This is a genomic window from Devosia indica, from assembly GCF_003056405.1.
Taxonomy (GTDB): domain Bacteria; phylum Pseudomonadota; class Alphaproteobacteria; order Rhizobiales; family Devosiaceae; genus Devosia; species Devosia indica.
On sequence record NZ_PYVZ01000001.1, the window covers coordinates 114,602 to 129,718 of the forward strand.

A 15,117-nucleotide genomic window follows, 5' to 3' on the forward strand; every position below is an offset into this window, starting at 1 on the left:
AGACTTTCACAATGACCAGAACTTCATGGATCGCAGCCGCGTCCGTGCTGGCCCTGCTGGCCGCAGCACCGGCCCAGGCGCAGGATGCCAGCGGCAATGTGCTGACGCTCGCTTCCGAGCAGACCACCACTTTCGTGCGCAATTTCAACCCGTTCGGCCAGACATCGGCGCGCTACACCACGCTGGACTTCATGTATGAGCCGCTGGTGGTGTTCAACCGCCTCAAGGGCAATGAACCCCACTATCGCCTGGCCGAAAGCTTCGAGCTGGCCGATGACCTGATGTCGATCACCTTCGTCCTGCGCGAGGGCCTGAAGTGGTCGGATGGCGAAGCGCTGACCGCCGACGACGTGGTTTTCACCTACGACTATATTGCCAAGTTCCCGGCGCTCGACTTCATCTCGATCGGCGCGCAGCTCGAAAGCGTGGAAAGGGTCGATGAGCGCACCGTCACCTTCCACCTCAAGGAAGCCAATTCGCTGATCGCCAACACCATTGTGGGCATGCCGATCATCCCCGAGCATGTCTGGGCCGAGATCGAAGATCCGGTGACCTTTGCCAATGAAAACCCGGTGGGTTCCGGCCCGATGACCGAGATCACCCGTTTCACCCCCCAGGTCTATGAGCAGTGCGCCAACCCGCATTACTGGGACGCGGACAATCTCGACGTGGACTGCCTGCGCATGCCGCAGCTTGCCGACAATCCGCAGGTGCTGGCCGCGCTTGCCGATGGCACGCTGGACTGGGCCACGAGCTTCATTCCCGACATTGACAACACCTTTGTCGCCAAGGATCCCGAGCACCACAAATACTGGTTCACCCCATCGAGCCTGGTGTCGTTCCAGATCAGCATGGTCACGCCGGACGAGAACAACCGCAAGGCGTTCAACGATGTGAACTTCCGCCGCGCGCTCTCCATGCTGATCGACCGCCAGACCATCGTGGACATTGCCGGCTATGGCTATCCACTGGTCAATGACGATCCGGCCTCGCTGGGCGAGCTCTATGCCTCCTTCGCCAATCCCGAGGTCGAGGCGCAATATGGCCAGTATGGCCAGTTCGACCTGGAGGCCGGCATGGCGCTGCTCGATGAGAGCGGCTATGTCGACGCCGATGGCGACGGGTTCCGTGACAATCCCGATGGCACCCCGATCGCCATCGACATCATGGTGCCCAATGGCTGGACCGACTGGATCGATGCGGTGCAGATCGCCATGGAAAGCCTCAGCGAAGCCGGGCTCAATGTGAAGATGAGCACGCCGGAAGCTGCCGTCTGGACCTCGGGCCTGATCGCGGGCGAGTATTCGATGACGCTCAACGCACTGGCCTCGGCGGCCAATCCGTACTTCCCCTATATCCGCTCGTTCAATCCGAACGATTTCGGCAAGTCGCGCTTCACCGCGCCACATTGGGAGAATGAGGAGCTCAGCGCTCTGCTGGCCGAATACACCCAGATCAAGGACCCGGCGGAAGCCAAGGCGGTGATGGACCAGGCCCAGATGATCGTGGCCGAGAACATGCCGATCATCCCGGTCTATAACAGCCCGTCCTTCTACGAGTACAACACGAGCCGCTTTACTGGCTGGGCCGACGCCGAGAACCCCAAATACTCGCCCGTCGTCTCCAACGCCAACCCGGCCCGCCTGCTGCAACTGCTCGATCTCGAACCGGTCGAGTAAGGCCAACCCACCAATGGAGGTGCGCCACGGCGCGCCTCCCCTTACCTGGAAGGACACATCACCATGGCCTTTTTGCTGCGGCGACTGGCGTTCTACCTGGCGGCGTTTCTGGTCGCAGCCACCATCAATTTCTTCCTGCCCCGGCTGATGCCGGGCGATCCGATCCAGATCATGTTCGCCAGTGCCGGCTCGGAACTGAGCCTGGAAAATCTCAACGCGCTCAAGCTGACCTTCGGCTTTATCGATGCGCCGCTGCACGAACAATATTTCGCCTATCTGCAGAGCGTTTTTACCGGTGATCTCGGGCGCTCGATCAAATATTTCCCCCTGCCGGTGACCGAACTGCTCGGCCGGGCGCTGGTCTGGACCGTTGGCCTGATGGGGATTGCCACCGTGATCGCCTTTACCCTTGGCAGCCTGCTTGGCGTGTTCGCCGCCTGGCGCCGGGGGCGGCTGATCGACTCGGTCATTTCGCTGACCGCCATCTTTTCAAGCTCGGTGCCGGCCGTGGTGGTGTCGCTGATCATGCTGTTCGTGTTCGGCTATACGCTGGGCTGGTTCCCCAATGGCTATGCGGCCGATCCGCTGATCGATCCGGCCTGGAACTGGGAATACATCTCGAGCGTCCTTTATCATGGCACCCTGCCCATGGTGACGCTGGTCTTCGTGCTGATGGGCGGCTTTGCAGTCACCATGCGCAACAACATGATCAACCTCCTGGGCGAAGACTATATCGTGATGGCCCGAGCCAAGGGGCTCTCGGACAATAATGTCATGCTCTGGTATGCGGCACGCAATGCGCTGCTGCCCACGGTATCGAGCCTCGCCATTGCCATTGGCACGGTGCTGGGCGGGTCGCTGGTGACCGAGGTGGTGTTCAACTATCCGGGGCTCGGCAATACGCTCTACCAGGCCATCATTGCCCGCGACTATCCGGTCATCCAGGGTCAGCTGCTGATCATGACCGCCGCCATGCTGATTTCCAATTTCGTCGTCGATCTGAGCTATGTGCTGCTCGATCCGCGTCTCAAGAAGGCCTGACGCGATGAAGCTGTTTGCCCAATTGCTGCAAAACAAGAAGGCGATGACGGGCCTCGTCATCCTCACCGTCATTATCCTGGTGGCGATCTTTGCCCCGCTGCTGACCGAATACAGCCCCGTCAAGCGCGTCGGCCGGCCGCACCAGGCGCCGAGCTGGGACCATTGGATGGGCACCACGCGGCTGGGGCATGACGTGTTTTCGCGTCTCGTCCATGGGGCGCGCGTGTCGCTGGCCGTGGGGTTTGGTGCGGGGCTGCTGATCACGCTGATCGGCACGGTGCTGGGCATCATCGCCGGCTACAAGGGCGGGGTGGTCGACGAGGTCATCAACTTCTTCACCAATATGGTGCTGGTGGTGCCGAACCTGCCGCTATTGCTGGTGCTGGCCGCCTTTATCGGCCAGGCGAGCCCTCTGGTCATTGCCATCATCCTGGGGCTGACCTCCTGGGCCTGGGGCGTGCGCGTCACCCGCTCGGAAACGCTTTCGATCCGCCAGCGCGATTTCGTCAAATCGGCCGAAATGCTGGGCGAACCGGGCTGGCGCATCATGTTGTTCGAAATCTTCCCGAACCTGATTTCCATCGTCGGCATCAATTTCATCGGCTCGGTGATTTTCGCGGTGATCACCGAGGCGACGCTGGAATTCCTCGGGCTGGGCGATCCCAACACAGTCTCCTGGGGCATCATGCTCTATAACGCGCAGAATGCGGCGGCCCTGGCCGTCGGGGCCTGGTGGGACATTCTGGCGCCGTGTTTCGCCCTGGCCTTCCTTGGCCTGGGGCTGGCGCTGATCAATTTTGCTATCGACGAAATCGCCAATCCGCGCCTGCGGACCGGGGGCATGCTCAATCGCTGGACCCGCATGGTGCGGCTCGGGGAGGGCAAGCTATGAGCCAGCCGGTCCTTTCCGTTCGCAATCTCAATATCGATTATGTCGGTGCCGAGGGTGATTTCCACGCCGTCAAAAATGTCAGCTTCGACATTGCGCCGGGCGAGTTCTTCGGCCTGGCCGGCGAGTCCGGCTGTGGCAAGTCGACCATCGCCTTTGCCATCTCCCGCCTGCACCGGCCGCCGGCACTGATCCGCACAGGCAGCGTGATCGCGGTCAATGGCCGCAATGTGCTCGAACTCGATGATGCCGATCTGCGCCGCTTCCGCTGGCGTGAGGTGGCCATGGTGTTCCAGAGCGCGATGAATTCGCTCAATCCGGTGCTGACCATCGAGGCGCAGTTCTATGATGTGCTCAAGGCGCATGGACCCATCAGCCGGGCTGCAGCGCGGGAGCGGGCAGCCGAGCTGCTCAAACTGGTCGATATCGCCCCGGACCGGCTCGATGCCTTTCCACACCAGTGCTCGGGCGGCATGCGGCAGCGCATCGTCATCGCCATCTGCCTGGCGCTCAATCCCAAGCTCCTGATCATGGACGAGCCAACCACGGCGCTGGACGTGGTGGTGCAGCGCGAAATCCTGCAGCGCATCGACGTGCTGCGGAAAAAGCTGGGCTTTTCGGTGCTGTTCATCACCCATGATCTGGGGCTGATGGTGCAGGTCAGCGACCGCATCGGCATCATGCTCGAGGGCGAACTGGTCGAGGTCAATGACGCCCAGACCATCTATCGCCAGCCCCAGCATGCCTATACCAAGCGGCTCTGGGCCTCGATGCCCAAGCTGCGCGGCGAACAGACCCGCCTGGAGGCCGCGCCATGAGCGACATGACGAGCAATGCCATTCTGGCGCTGGACAATGTTTCGAAGGTGTTCGGCCGGGCCGACAAGCCAGTCTATGCCGCGCGTTCAGTGAGCTTTGCGCTGCATCCGGGGCGCACGCTGGCGCTGGTCGGGGAATCCGGATCGGGCAAGACCACGGCAGCACGCCTGATCATGCGCGAATATGTGCCCGATGAGGGCCGCCTGCTGTTCAAGGGCGCCCCCATGGGCAAGGCCGACGCCAAGGCGCTCAAGGCCTATCGATCGGCGGTGCAGATGGTGTTCCAGGACCCGTTTGCCGCGCTCAACCCAACCCATACCATTCGCTATCATCTCGAGCGGCCGCTGCGCCTGCATCAGCCGGACCTGGATGCCGCCCAGCGCAAAGCCGCCATTGTCGAGCTGCTGGAGCGCGTGAAGCTCGACCCGGCGCAGATGATGCCCAAGTTCCCCCATGAGCTCTCGGGCGGGCAGCGCCAGCGCATTTCCATTGCCCGGGCCCTAGCGGTGAACCCGCAAGTGATCGTTGCCGACGAGCCCACCTCCATGCTCGACGTTTCGGTGCGGCAGGGCATTTTGAACCTGCTCAACGACATGAAGGCGGAGCTGAAACTGGCCCTGCTCTATATCACCCATGACATTGCCACGGCGCGCTATGTGGCCGACGACATCATGGTGATGTATGCCGGCCAGATCGTGGAATGGGGGGCCGTGGACAAGGTGCTCGACGATCCGCACCACCCTTATACGCGGCTGCTGCTCTCGGCGGTGCCCGACCCGGACCGGCGCTTTGATGATGTGCGCTTTGCCGATGAACTGAGCCGGATCGATGAGATCCGCACCCAGTCCGCCCTGCCGCAGACCCAGATCAGCCAGGTCGGCGACAACCATTTCTTCCGCGCCCTGCCCGCCTGAGCCAACAATGACCATACGCCTCAGCGCCGCCATCGAGCGCTTTCCGATTGCCGGGAACTTCACCATCGCGCGCGGCAGCAAGACCGAGGCCGTGGTGGTGGCGGTCCGGCTGGAACAGGACGGACATATCGGGCGCGGCGAATGCGTGCCCTATGCCCGCTATGGCGAGACCCCTCAGAGCACGCTGGCCGCCATTGAAGCACTAATACCCGCATTTGCGGCAGGTATGAGCCGGGTCGATTTGCAGGAAGCGCTGCCACCGGGCGCCGCACGCAATGCGCTCGACTGTGCCTTGTGGGATCTGGAAGCGAAACGCGCCGGCACGTCGGTGACGGCGCTGGCCGGAACGACACTTCCGCAGCATATCGAAACGGCCTTCACTATCAGCCTCGGCACGCCCGACGGCATGGCCGAGGCCGCTGCAAAAGCCGCGCATCTGCCGCTGCTCAAGATCAAGCTGGGCGCCCCCGGTGATGCCGAGCGCCTTGGGGCTGTGCGGGCGGCGGCGCCAGACACGCGTCTGGTCGTCGATGCCAATGAAGGCTGGCACCCCGATGATCTGCCGGTGCTGCTCGATATCTGCGCCCATTGCCGGGTCGAATTGGTCGAACAGCCGCTGCCCGCCGGCGCGGATGGGGCGCTTGCCGAGATCAACCACACGGTGCCGATCTGTGCCGATGAAAGCGTGCATGCCCTTGCCGGGCTTGAAGCCCTGGTCGGGCGCTATGAGGCGATCAATGTCAAACTCGACAAGACAGGCGGCCTCACCGAAGCCCTGGCGGTTGCCGCGCGCGCCGAGGCACTGGGCCTTTCCGTCATGGTGGGCTGCATGGTCAGCACTTCGCTTTCCATGCTTCCAGCGCGGCTGCTGGCGTCGCGGGCGCGCTGGATCGACCTTGATGGTCCGCTCCTGTTGGAGCAGGACCGGCCGGACGGACTGGCCTATGAGGGCGGAACAATTGCCGGTGGGGCATCACCGCTCTGGGGCGGCTGAGCGTCCGGCGCGGATCACTTCGGATGCGTCACATCCCGCGTCCGCTTGAGCGCATCCACGGTCTGTTCATAGCGCTGGCTGGCAACGCCCAGAAACAGGCAATCGACAATGGCCAGCTGGGCGATACGGCTGACCATGGCGCCGGCGCGCAGCCGGCTTTCGCGGGCCCGGGCCACCAGGCATTCGTCGGCTGCTCCGGCCAGGGGCGAATCCGGTGCGCCGGTGAGGGCCACGGTCAAAGCCCCGGCGTCGCGGGCAATTTCGAGAAAGCGGACCGTATCGGCGGTGGCGCCGGAATGGGAGAAGCCCAGGGCGACCGTTCCTGCCGGCGACAACAAGGCCGCGGTCCAGGCCTCATGCGGATCGGCCAGCAGGAAGGCGTTGCGGCCAATGCGGAACAGCTTGTGATGCAGGTCCTGGGCGACGAACTGGCTGGCACCGATGCCGAACAGCAGGATGCGTTCGGCCTGGTCGACTGCTGCTACGACGCGTTCGAGCACGCCATAATCGAGGCCCGAGACGGTTTCGTCGATGGCCAGGATTTCCAGCGACGCCACTTTCGAGGCCATTTCCTGCAAGGTATCGGACTGGGCAATCTCGGCCCCCAGCATCAGATCGGTGCCGAATTGCGCAGCTTCCTTGCCCAGCTCGGTGGCCAGGCTCATGCGCAATTGCGCATAGCCCGACAAGCCCAGCGTGCGGCAGAAGCGGACCACCGAGGCGACCGAGGTGCCGCAGCTTTCGGCCAGTTCGGAAATGGTCTGGTCGAGCACGATGCGGGGCTGGTCGCGGATCACCGTCGCCACGCGCTGCATGGCCGGTGTGAACTTGTCCACAGACGCTTCGATCGTCGACTGGATACCCAAAATCAATTCCCCTTCGGCCCGCCTGCCATAGTCCGGGGCGGCCACGCGGCGCGACCCTAGCTGAAGCTGGCTGCGCCGCCCATTGAAACAAAAGTTCACTACTTTCATCAAGCGTGAAAATTATTGACAGCCCGGACCGGGACTTCATAGGTTTGTCAAAGAGGTTGGTGCGGCTGGCCCGGCCCTCGCGCTCGCTTGGCCAGGCACTTGTCGACCTTGGCACGGCTCCCAAAAAGCGGGGCCGGCTCAACAGTGAGGGAATATCGATGAACCAGTTTTCACCCAAGACGCTACTGGCCGGCCTCGCCGTTGCCACGGCCCTGACCTCGGTTTCGGCCGCGCTGCCGGCCCAGGCCGCCGAATTGCGCATGGCCTGGTCGCAGGATGCCACCGGCCTTGATCCGCACAAACAGACCGCCTTTTCTTCGCTCCGCCTGCTTGAGCTGATCTATGAGCCGCTGGTGCGGCTGGATGCCGATCTCAATGTTGTGCCGGCCATCGCCTCGAGCTGGGAATTCGCCGAGGACGCCCGGACGCTGACCTTCACCATCGACACCAATGCCAAGTTCTCCGATGGCGCTTCGGTGACCTCGGCGGACGTCAAGGCATCGTTCGAGCGCCTGCTCGATGAAGCCACTTCTGCTGCGGCCCGGTCGAACTTCCTTTCGATCGAAAGCATTGACACACCGGACGATGCCACCATCGTCTTCAACCTCTCGACTCCCGATGTGCCGATCCTGGTCGCGATGGCCACGATCAACGCTGCCGTCATGCCGGCCGCGGAAATCGAAGCGGGCACCGTGGGCACCGAGGCGATTGGCTCGGGCCCCTTCGTGCTGGAAAGCTGGGAGCCCAATGCACGTGAAGTGCTGAGCGCCAACGAGAACTGGGCCGGCGGCGAGCTGGCCATTGACGGCATCACAATTTCGGTGCTGCCCGACGAAATGGCGATCCTGGCCTCGCTGCGCGCGGGGCAGACCGATTTCGCCCTGCTCAACGACCCGCTGGTCGCTACGCTGGTGCCGATGGAAGCCGGTCTCGAGCTGAACCGGGTCGGCGTGCTGAACTACAATGTGCTCCAGCTCAACCCCTCGCGCCCGCCAATGGACAATCTCCTGGTCCGGCAAGCCATGAGCTGCGCCATTGACCGGCAGGAGATCATCGACGCGGCGCTGGCTGGTGAAGGCAAGGTGACCGGGCCGCTGACCATGCCGGCCTTTGCGCAGGATCCGGCCAATCTGTTCTGCTATGAGCAGGATCTGGAACGGGCCAGGGAACTGATGGCTGAATCGGGCGTGGACGGCTTCTCGGCCACGGTTATTGCCGCCACCGGCGAACCCCCGGTCGCCGCCTCCGAAGCCCAGGTGCTGCAGGCTCAGCTCGCCGAAATCGGTATCGATCTCGAAATCGAGATGATGGAACTCAATGTCTATGTCGATGCCTGGCTGGCCGGGGATTTCGACATGGCAGTGGCCCAGAATGGCGGCCGTCCTGACCCCTATCCGATGTACAACCGCTACTTCACCAATGAAGGCAATCTGGCCCATGTCTCCAACTTCCCGGATGACGAGCTGGACAGCCTGATGAAGCAGGGGCAGGCCGAAACGGACCCGGCCAAGCGCGTCGAAATCTTCCAGGCTTTCGAAAGCCGCCTGGCCGAGCAGTCACCCTGGCTGTGGCTGTCGACCGGCTATAGCTACACCGCCCAGCGCGAGAGTGTTTCGGGCTTTACGCCTTCGCCAACCGGCACGCTGTTCGGCCTGGTCAATGTTTCGGTAGAGTAGTTCAAGCCAAACGGGCCGGCCTGCGGGCCGGTCCAACCCGGATCCTGTCCCATGAGTTATGTGGTTCAGCGCCTGCTGACCTTCCCGCTGATCCTTCTCGGGGTTTCCATTCTGGTCTTTGTCGCCATCCGGCTGGTGCCGGGCGATGCCATCACCGCCATGCTGGGCACCGAGGCCGGCCTTCTGACGCCGGTGCAGCGCGAGGCGCTGGCCGCCTATTTCGGCATCGACCAACCCATCTGGGCGCAATATCTGCGCTGGCTGACCGGCCTGTTCCAGGGCGATCTCGGGATCTCCTCGATCTATGGCAAGCCGGTGCTGACCGTGATCCTCGAGCGGTTTCCGCTCACCCTGCAACTTTCGCTGATGTCGATGGTGATTGCGCTCAGTGTCGGTGTGCCGCTGGGCGTGCTCGCCGCCTCACGCAATGAGCGGCCCAGCGATCTCGTCGTGCGGGTCCTGGCCATGCTGGGCCAGTCGACCCCCAATTTCGTTGTCGGCATTCTCATCATCTACGTACTTTCGGTGTTTTTCGGCTTTGTTCCGGCCATGGGCACCTTCACGCCGCTGTTCGCCGATCCGCTGGCCAGCATCGCCCAGCTAATCTTCCCGGCCATTACGCTGGGCTTTGCCTTTGCCGCCTCGGTGACCCGCATTTCGCGCTCGGCCATGCTCGATGTGCTGAGCGATGATTACGTGCGCACGGCCCGCTCCAAGGGCGCGACGCCGATGAGCGTAATCTGGCATCACGCCCTGCCCAACGCGCTTATCCCCGTGGTGACGCTGTCCGGCGTCGAATTCGGCTATCTCCTGGGTGGCGCCGTCATCGTTGAACAGATCTTCGCCCTGCCCGGCCTTGGGCGGCTGGTGCTCGATGCCATCACCCAGCGCGATTATGCGCTGGTGCAGGGCACGGTGCTGTTCATTGCCTTCAACTTCCTGGTGGTCAATCTGCTCGTCGATCTCGCCTATGTTGCCCTCGACCCGCGCATCCGGATCGGGAGGCGCTGATGGGCAAAATGCTCTCATCGCTGTTCCGCCACCCATCTGGGCGCATTGGCCTGGTCATTATCGGGTTCTACCTGCTCGCGGCCATTCTGGGCACGCTGGGCCTGACCCCGCATGACCCGCTCAAGCTTTTTGCCATCGACCGGCTCAAGGCGCCCAGCGGCACCTACTGGTTCGGCACGGACCTGCTTGGCCGCGATGCCTTCAGCCGCCTCATGGTGGGCATTCGCCAGTCCATGCTGATCGCCTTTGCCTCGGTGGCCATTGCCACAATTGCCGGCACAATCATCGGCCTGGTTTCGGCCTGGTGGGGCGGCCTCTGGGACGGCATTTTCATGCGCGTCATGGACGTGTTGCTGGCCTTCCCCGCGATCCTGCTGGCGCTGCTGATCATCGCCATTGTGGGGCCCGGAACGATGACCAGCGTGGCCGCCATCGCCATTGTCTATACGCCGATCTTTGCCCGCGTGGTGCGCGGTCCTGCCCTGTCCTTGAAGCAGCGTGACTTTGTCGATGCCGCTCGCACCTTCGGCAGTTCACAGGGCTATGTGCTGACACGGCATTTGCTGCTCAACCTGGTCGCGCCGCTCGCCGTGCAGGTGACGCTGGCGTTGGCCTGGGCGCTGCTGACGGAAGCGGGCCTGTCGTTTCTCGGGCTTGGTACCCAGCCGCCCACCCCATCGCTGGGGCTGATGCTGGCAGAAAGCCGCAATCTGATGACGCATGCGCCCTGGCTGATGATCTTTCCGGCTGTCACCATCATGCTGGGCATTCTCGGTTTCAACCTGACCGGCGATGCCTTGCGCGACATTCTCGATCCGCGCACCCAGAGGAGGGAAGCATGACCGGTCTGCTCTCCGTCAAGGACCTGCGCGTCGGCTTCGGCCAGGACCCCAGAGCCAATGAAGTGGTCAAGGGTGTCAGCTTCGATCTTGCCGCCGGCGAGATCCTGGCCATTGTCGGGGAATCGGGCTCGGGCAAGTCGGTCTCGGCCCTCTCGATCAACCGGCTGGTCGATTTCGGCGGCGGCCGGATCACCCATGGCGCGATACACCTCACCCGTTCCGATGGGACGGAGCTCGATGTCGCAAGGGCCGATGAAAAGACCCTGCTGGGCATTCGCGGCCGTGATGTCGGGATGATCTTTCAGGAGCCAATGACCTCGCTCAATCCGGTTCATACCGTGGGTGCGCAGATCGAGGAGGCATTCCGCCTTTCCAAGGGGCTGACCGGCGCGCAGGCGCACAAGGCGACCTTGGACGTGCTGGGACGCGTCCGCATTCCCGATGCCCAGTCCCGGCTCGGCTATTATCCGCACCAGCTTTCCGGTGGCATGCGGCAGCGCATCATGATCGCCATGGCGCTGGCGGCCAGTCCGCGCCTGCTGATTGCGGACGAGCCGACCACGGCGCTCGACGTGACCGTGCAGGCCCAGATCATGGCCTTGCTCGCCGAATTGCGTGAAGAGACCGGCATGGCGATGATCTTCATCACCCATGATATTGGCCTCGTCGCCGGCATAGCCGACCGCATCATGGTCATGCAGAACGGGGTGGCGGTCGAGCAGGGCGAGGCCGACGCCGTGCTCGACAGTCCGCAACACGACTACACCAAGCACCTGTTGCGCGCCGTGCCGCATTTCACCTCTGGCAAGGCGGTGCGGAATGATGGGCGCCGGGCAGAGCCGCATGAGCCGATCGTCAAGGTCGATGATCTGGTCGTGCGCTTTCCGGTCGGCAAGGCCTGGTTCAAGCCCAAGGGCGCGATCCATGCCGTCGATGGGGTCAGCTTTGACCTGGTGCCAGGCGAAACGCTGGCCATTGTGGGAGAGAGCGGGTGCGGCAAATCCACCACCGCGCGTGCCCTGTTGGGCCTCAACAGCAAGACGCGCGGCGAGATCGTCACCGGATCGGGCCATAGTGTCCGCCCGGTACAGATGGTGTTCCAGGACCCGTTTGCCTCGCTCAATCCGCGGCTCACTGTCGAGGCGCTGCTGGCCGAACCCGCCATTGCCAATGGGCAGCGGCGCGATGACACGCTGCGCGCCCGCATGGCCTTCCTGCTGGACCGCGTCGGCCTGCCACAGGACGCCCTCACCCGCTATCCGCACCAGTTTTCGGGCGGGCAAAGGCAGCGCCTCTGCATTGCCCGCGCGCTGATGCTCAATCCCGACGTGGTGGTGCTGGACGAGGCGGTGTCGGCGCTCGATGTTTCGGTGCAGGCCAAGGTGCTCGAACTGCTGGTCGACCTGCAGCAGGAGTTCGGGCTGGCTTACCTGTTCATCTCCCATGACATGGCCGTGGTCGAACGCATTGCCCACCGCATTGCGGTGATGTTTGCCGGCCAGATCGTGGAAATGGGCGAAGCGCGCGCCGTGCTGTCCGATCCGCAGCACAGCTACACCAAGCGCCTGATCGCCGCCGTGCCGGCCATTGAGCGGCGCAAGCAGCGCTTTGCCGTGGACATGACGCAGGTGCCATCCCTGGTGCGCCCGCCCGGCTTTGAGCCACCGCCCGCGCAATGGCGCGAGGCCGGACAAGACCACCGCGTTCGCATTGAGGACACACCATGATGCCTGTCGCTGTACAACTGGACCGCGCCTTTGCCCCACTGGCCGCCGCCATTGAAGCCGGCCGCATTCCCGGCGGCGTGCTGGGCGTGGTCGACCGGAACGGCAACCGGGCCATCAAGGCCATTGGCCAGGCGCAGACTGTGCCGGCAAGCCGCCCGATGACCGAAGACACCTGGTTCGATCTGGCCTCGCTGACCAAGGTGCTGTTCACCACCGAACGCATTCTGGCATTGGCCGAAGCGGGACGCATCGATCTCGATGCGCCGCTCGTCAGCGTGCTGCCCGATTTCCGGCACTACAATCTCGACAATTGGGAGCGCAAGGTCACATTCCGGCAATGCCTGGGGCACCAGACGCCGTTCCCGGCGGTGCTTCCGCTCTATACCTATGGGCGCGATCCGGACCTGTTGCGCACGTTCCTGTTGCAACATGAATTTGCCGCTGGTCCCTCGGTCTATTCGGACATCAATTTCATTCTGCTCGGCCTTGCCCTTGAACGGCTCGAAGGCAAATGGATTCGCGAGCTGGACCCGGGCCCCGGCTTTGCCTGGTCGGCTGATCCCGACAAGGCCGCCGCCACCGAGGATTGCTACTGGCGCCATCGCGTGCTGGCAGGCGAGGTGCATGACGACAATTGCTCGGCCCTTGAGGGCGCCGGTCATGCCGGGCTCTTCGGCACGGTATCGAGCGTGCTCGACTTCGCTGCCGCCAAGCTGACTTCTGCCGGTGCGGACGCCTTGATCCGCACCCCGGTTTCGGGCCGCCGCACGCATGGCTGGGAGCGTCCCTATGAGGGCTGGTCAGGCGGCGAGAACTGTTCACCCCAGACCATCGGCCATACCGGGTTCACCGGCACGGGCCTGTGGATCGACTTTGATCGCGGCCACGCCTGGACGCTGCTGACAAATCGTGTCCACCCCACCCGCCATTTCGACAGCGGCATCATTGCGCTGCGCCGCGCCGTAGGAGACTGCATCAATGTCACATGATAATTCGTTAGAGCCGATCTGGTCGGTAGGGCTGATGACGGGCACCGTACTCGATGGCAATATCGATGTGGCGTTGCTGCGCACCGATGGCGACACCATTGAGCGCTTCGGCGCCTATACGCTGGCGCCCTATCCGCAATCGATCCGTGATACGCTCGAAGACACCCTCAATCAGGCTCGCGCCTGGAATTTCGAAGGGCCGGAACCGGCGATCTTTGCCGCGGCAGAAGAGGCGCTGACCCGCGCCCAGTCCGCTGCCGTGCTCGATCTGGTCAAACAGGCCGGTCTTGCGCCGGAGGACATTGGCATTATTGGCTTTCACGGCCAGTCGGTGCTGCATCGCGCGCCGCAGCCGGGCCGTATCGGGGCAACGCGACAGCTTGGCAATGGCGCGCTGATGCGCGAATTGACCGGCATAAAAGTGGCCTATGATTTCCGCTCTGCCGATGTCCGTGCCGGCGGCCAGGGTGCGCCGCTCGCCGCGCTCTATCATCGTGCGCTGCTGCGCCTGATCGATGCCAGGGATGGCAAGACCGCCGTGCTCAATCTGGGCGGGGTGGCCAATATCACCTATTGGGATGGCGCCGAGCAGTTGATTGCCTTCGACACCGGCCCTGCCAATGCGCCGATCAATGATTTCGTCAAAGGCCTGGGCCTTGGCGATATGGACCATAATGGCGAAATCGCCTTGCGCGGCAAAGTGGACGAAGAACGCCTGGCGCGTCTGCTGACACACCCTTACCTCTCCGCGCCCTATCCAAAATCGCTCGATCGCTTCGACTTTCTCGCCACCATGGCCGAAGGCTTGAGTGCCGAAGACGGCGCGGCAACGCTGACCGCCTTTACCACCGGCGCGGTGGGCAAGGCGCTCGATCTGTTGCCGCAGCGTCCGGAACGGCTGATCGTCTGCGGTGGCGGCCGGCACAATCCGGCAATCATGGCCATGTTGCAGACGCGCGCCAAAGTCGAGGCTATCCCCGCCGAGGCAGTGGGCTGGCGGGGCGATGCGGTCGAGGCGGAATGCTTTGCGCTCCTGGCCGTGCGGGTGCTGCGCGGCCTGCCGATCAGCTTTCCCACCACGACCGGCGCCCCCCACGCCCTGACCGGTGGCCTGCTGGCGGCCTGAACATGGTTCTGGCGCTTGAAATCACCGGCACACCGCGGGCTGAGGACCTTGAGGTCCTGGGCGCGTCCCTCGCCGCGTTCAACCAGAGCGATGTCGGGCCGTCCGAGCGCCAGGCCCTGGCCGTCTTCGTGCGCGATGTCGACGGTGACGTGGTGGCAGGCCTGTCGGGCTATACCGCCTGGGGCTGGCTTTATGTGCAATGGCTATGGGTGGCCGAAGAACAGCGCGGCCGCAAGCTGGCCGGACGCATGCTGGAACTGGCCGAGGCCGAAGCCAGGGGCCGGGGCTGTCACGGCGCCTATATCGACACCTTCAATCCCCAGGCGCTCAAGACCTATCAGCGCGCCGGCTACACGGTATTCGGTAGCCTGCCGGACTTTCCCAAGGGCCGGACCCGCAGCTTCCTCTCCAAGCCGCTCTAGCTGCCGCGGACGCGG

General features: G+C 63.6%; 14 protein-coding genes. 13 read left to right on the forward strand and 1 reads right to left on the reverse strand.

The features are described from left to right. Nucleotides 1-11 precede the first annotated feature (11 nt). The 6 genes from DDE76_RS00525 to dgcA all read left to right on the forward strand — a co-directional run bounded on the left by DDE76_RS00525 (nucleotide 12) and on the right by dgcA (nucleotide 6,335). Nucleotides 12-1,679 carry an ABC transporter substrate-binding protein gene (locus DDE76_RS00525; protein ID WP_104892299.1) on the forward strand — a complete coding sequence of 556 codons (1,668 nt, stop codon included), beginning with the start codon at nucleotides 12-14 and terminating at the stop codon, nucleotides 1,677-1,679. Nucleotides 1,680-1,742: 63 nt separating this feature from the next. Then, nucleotides 1,743-2,720, forward strand: coding sequence for an ABC transporter permease (locus DDE76_RS00530; RefSeq protein ID WP_104892300.1), 978 nt, complete (start codon nucleotides 1,743-1,745; stop codon nucleotides 2,718-2,720). 4 nt (nucleotides 2,721-2,724) lie between these two features. Next, complete coding sequence (locus DDE76_RS00535) at nucleotides 2,725-3,612, forward strand: ABC transporter permease (protein WP_104892301.1); 888 nt, start codon at nucleotides 2,725-2,727, stop codon at nucleotides 3,610-3,612. Further along, nucleotides 3,609-4,427, forward strand: coding sequence for an ABC transporter ATP-binding protein (locus DDE76_RS00540; RefSeq protein ID WP_104892302.1), 819 nt, complete (start codon nucleotides 3,609-3,611; stop codon nucleotides 4,425-4,427). The genes DDE76_RS00535 and DDE76_RS00540 overlap by 4 nt, the downstream gene beginning before the upstream one ends. Further along, nucleotides 4,424-5,341: an ABC transporter ATP-binding protein gene (locus tag DDE76_RS00545; RefSeq protein ID WP_245891747.1), complete on the forward strand. Its 918-nt coding sequence runs from the start codon at nucleotides 4,424-4,426 to the stop codon at nucleotides 5,339-5,341. Before DDE76_RS00540 ends, DDE76_RS00545 begins: the two co-directional genes overlap by 4 nt. Nucleotides 5,342-5,348: 7 nt before the next feature. After that, nucleotides 5,349-6,335, forward strand: coding sequence for an N-acetyl-D-Glu racemase DgcA (gene dgcA, locus DDE76_RS00550; protein WP_104892304.1), 987 nt, complete (start codon nucleotides 5,349-5,351; stop codon nucleotides 6,333-6,335). A gap of 14 nt (nucleotides 6,336-6,349) precedes the next feature. On the opposite strand, the gene DDE76_RS00555 is transcribed toward dgcA, so the two are convergent. Beyond that, complete coding sequence (locus DDE76_RS00555; RefSeq protein WP_198650786.1) at nucleotides 6,350-7,300, reverse strand: MurR/RpiR family transcriptional regulator; 951 nt, start codon at nucleotides 7,298-7,300, stop codon at nucleotides 6,350-6,352. Nucleotides 7,301-7,467: 167 nt separating this feature from the next. Here DDE76_RS00555 and DDE76_RS00560 point away from each other — a divergent pair, with 167 nt between their 5' ends. Genes DDE76_RS00560 through DDE76_RS00590 form a run of 7 tightly spaced genes read left to right on the forward strand, consistent with a single transcriptional unit; the run spans nucleotide 7,468 to nucleotide 15,102 of the window. Then, complete coding sequence (locus tag DDE76_RS00560) at nucleotides 7,468-8,985, forward strand: ABC transporter substrate-binding protein (protein WP_104894785.1); 1,518 nt, start codon at nucleotides 7,468-7,470, stop codon at nucleotides 8,983-8,985. A 51-nt stretch (nucleotides 8,986-9,036) separates the two neighbouring features. Beyond that, entirely contained in the window at nucleotides 9,037-9,996 is a 960-nt protein-coding gene (locus tag DDE76_RS00565; protein WP_104892305.1) for an ABC transporter permease, read from the forward strand. Then, nucleotides 9,996-10,838, forward strand: coding sequence for an ABC transporter permease (locus DDE76_RS00570; protein ID WP_104892306.1), 843 nt, complete (start codon nucleotides 9,996-9,998; stop codon nucleotides 10,836-10,838). The genes DDE76_RS00565 and DDE76_RS00570 overlap by 1 nt, the downstream gene beginning before the upstream one ends. After that, on the forward strand, nucleotides 10,835-12,565 hold the full coding sequence (locus DDE76_RS00575) for an ABC transporter ATP-binding protein (protein ID WP_104892307.1): 1,731 nt from the start codon (nucleotides 10,835-10,837) through the stop codon (nucleotides 12,563-12,565). The genes DDE76_RS00570 and DDE76_RS00575 overlap by 4 nt, the downstream gene beginning before the upstream one ends. Beyond that, complete coding sequence (locus tag DDE76_RS00580; protein ID WP_425430610.1) at nucleotides 12,565-13,554, forward strand: serine hydrolase domain-containing protein; 990 nt, start codon at nucleotides 12,565-12,567, stop codon at nucleotides 13,552-13,554. Before DDE76_RS00575 ends, DDE76_RS00580 begins: the two co-directional genes overlap by 1 nt. Further along, nucleotides 13,544-14,680 (forward strand): anhydro-N-acetylmuramic acid kinase, encoded by a 1,137-nt coding sequence (locus DDE76_RS00585; RefSeq protein WP_104892309.1) that lies wholly within the window; start codon nucleotides 13,544-13,546, stop codon nucleotides 14,678-14,680. The genes DDE76_RS00580 and DDE76_RS00585 overlap by 11 nt, the downstream gene beginning before the upstream one ends. Nucleotides 14,681-14,682: 2 nt before the next feature. After that, entirely contained in the window at nucleotides 14,683-15,102 is a 420-nt protein-coding gene (locus tag DDE76_RS00590) for a GNAT family N-acetyltransferase (protein WP_104892310.1), read from the forward strand. Nucleotides 15,103-15,117: the final 15 nt, after the last annotated feature.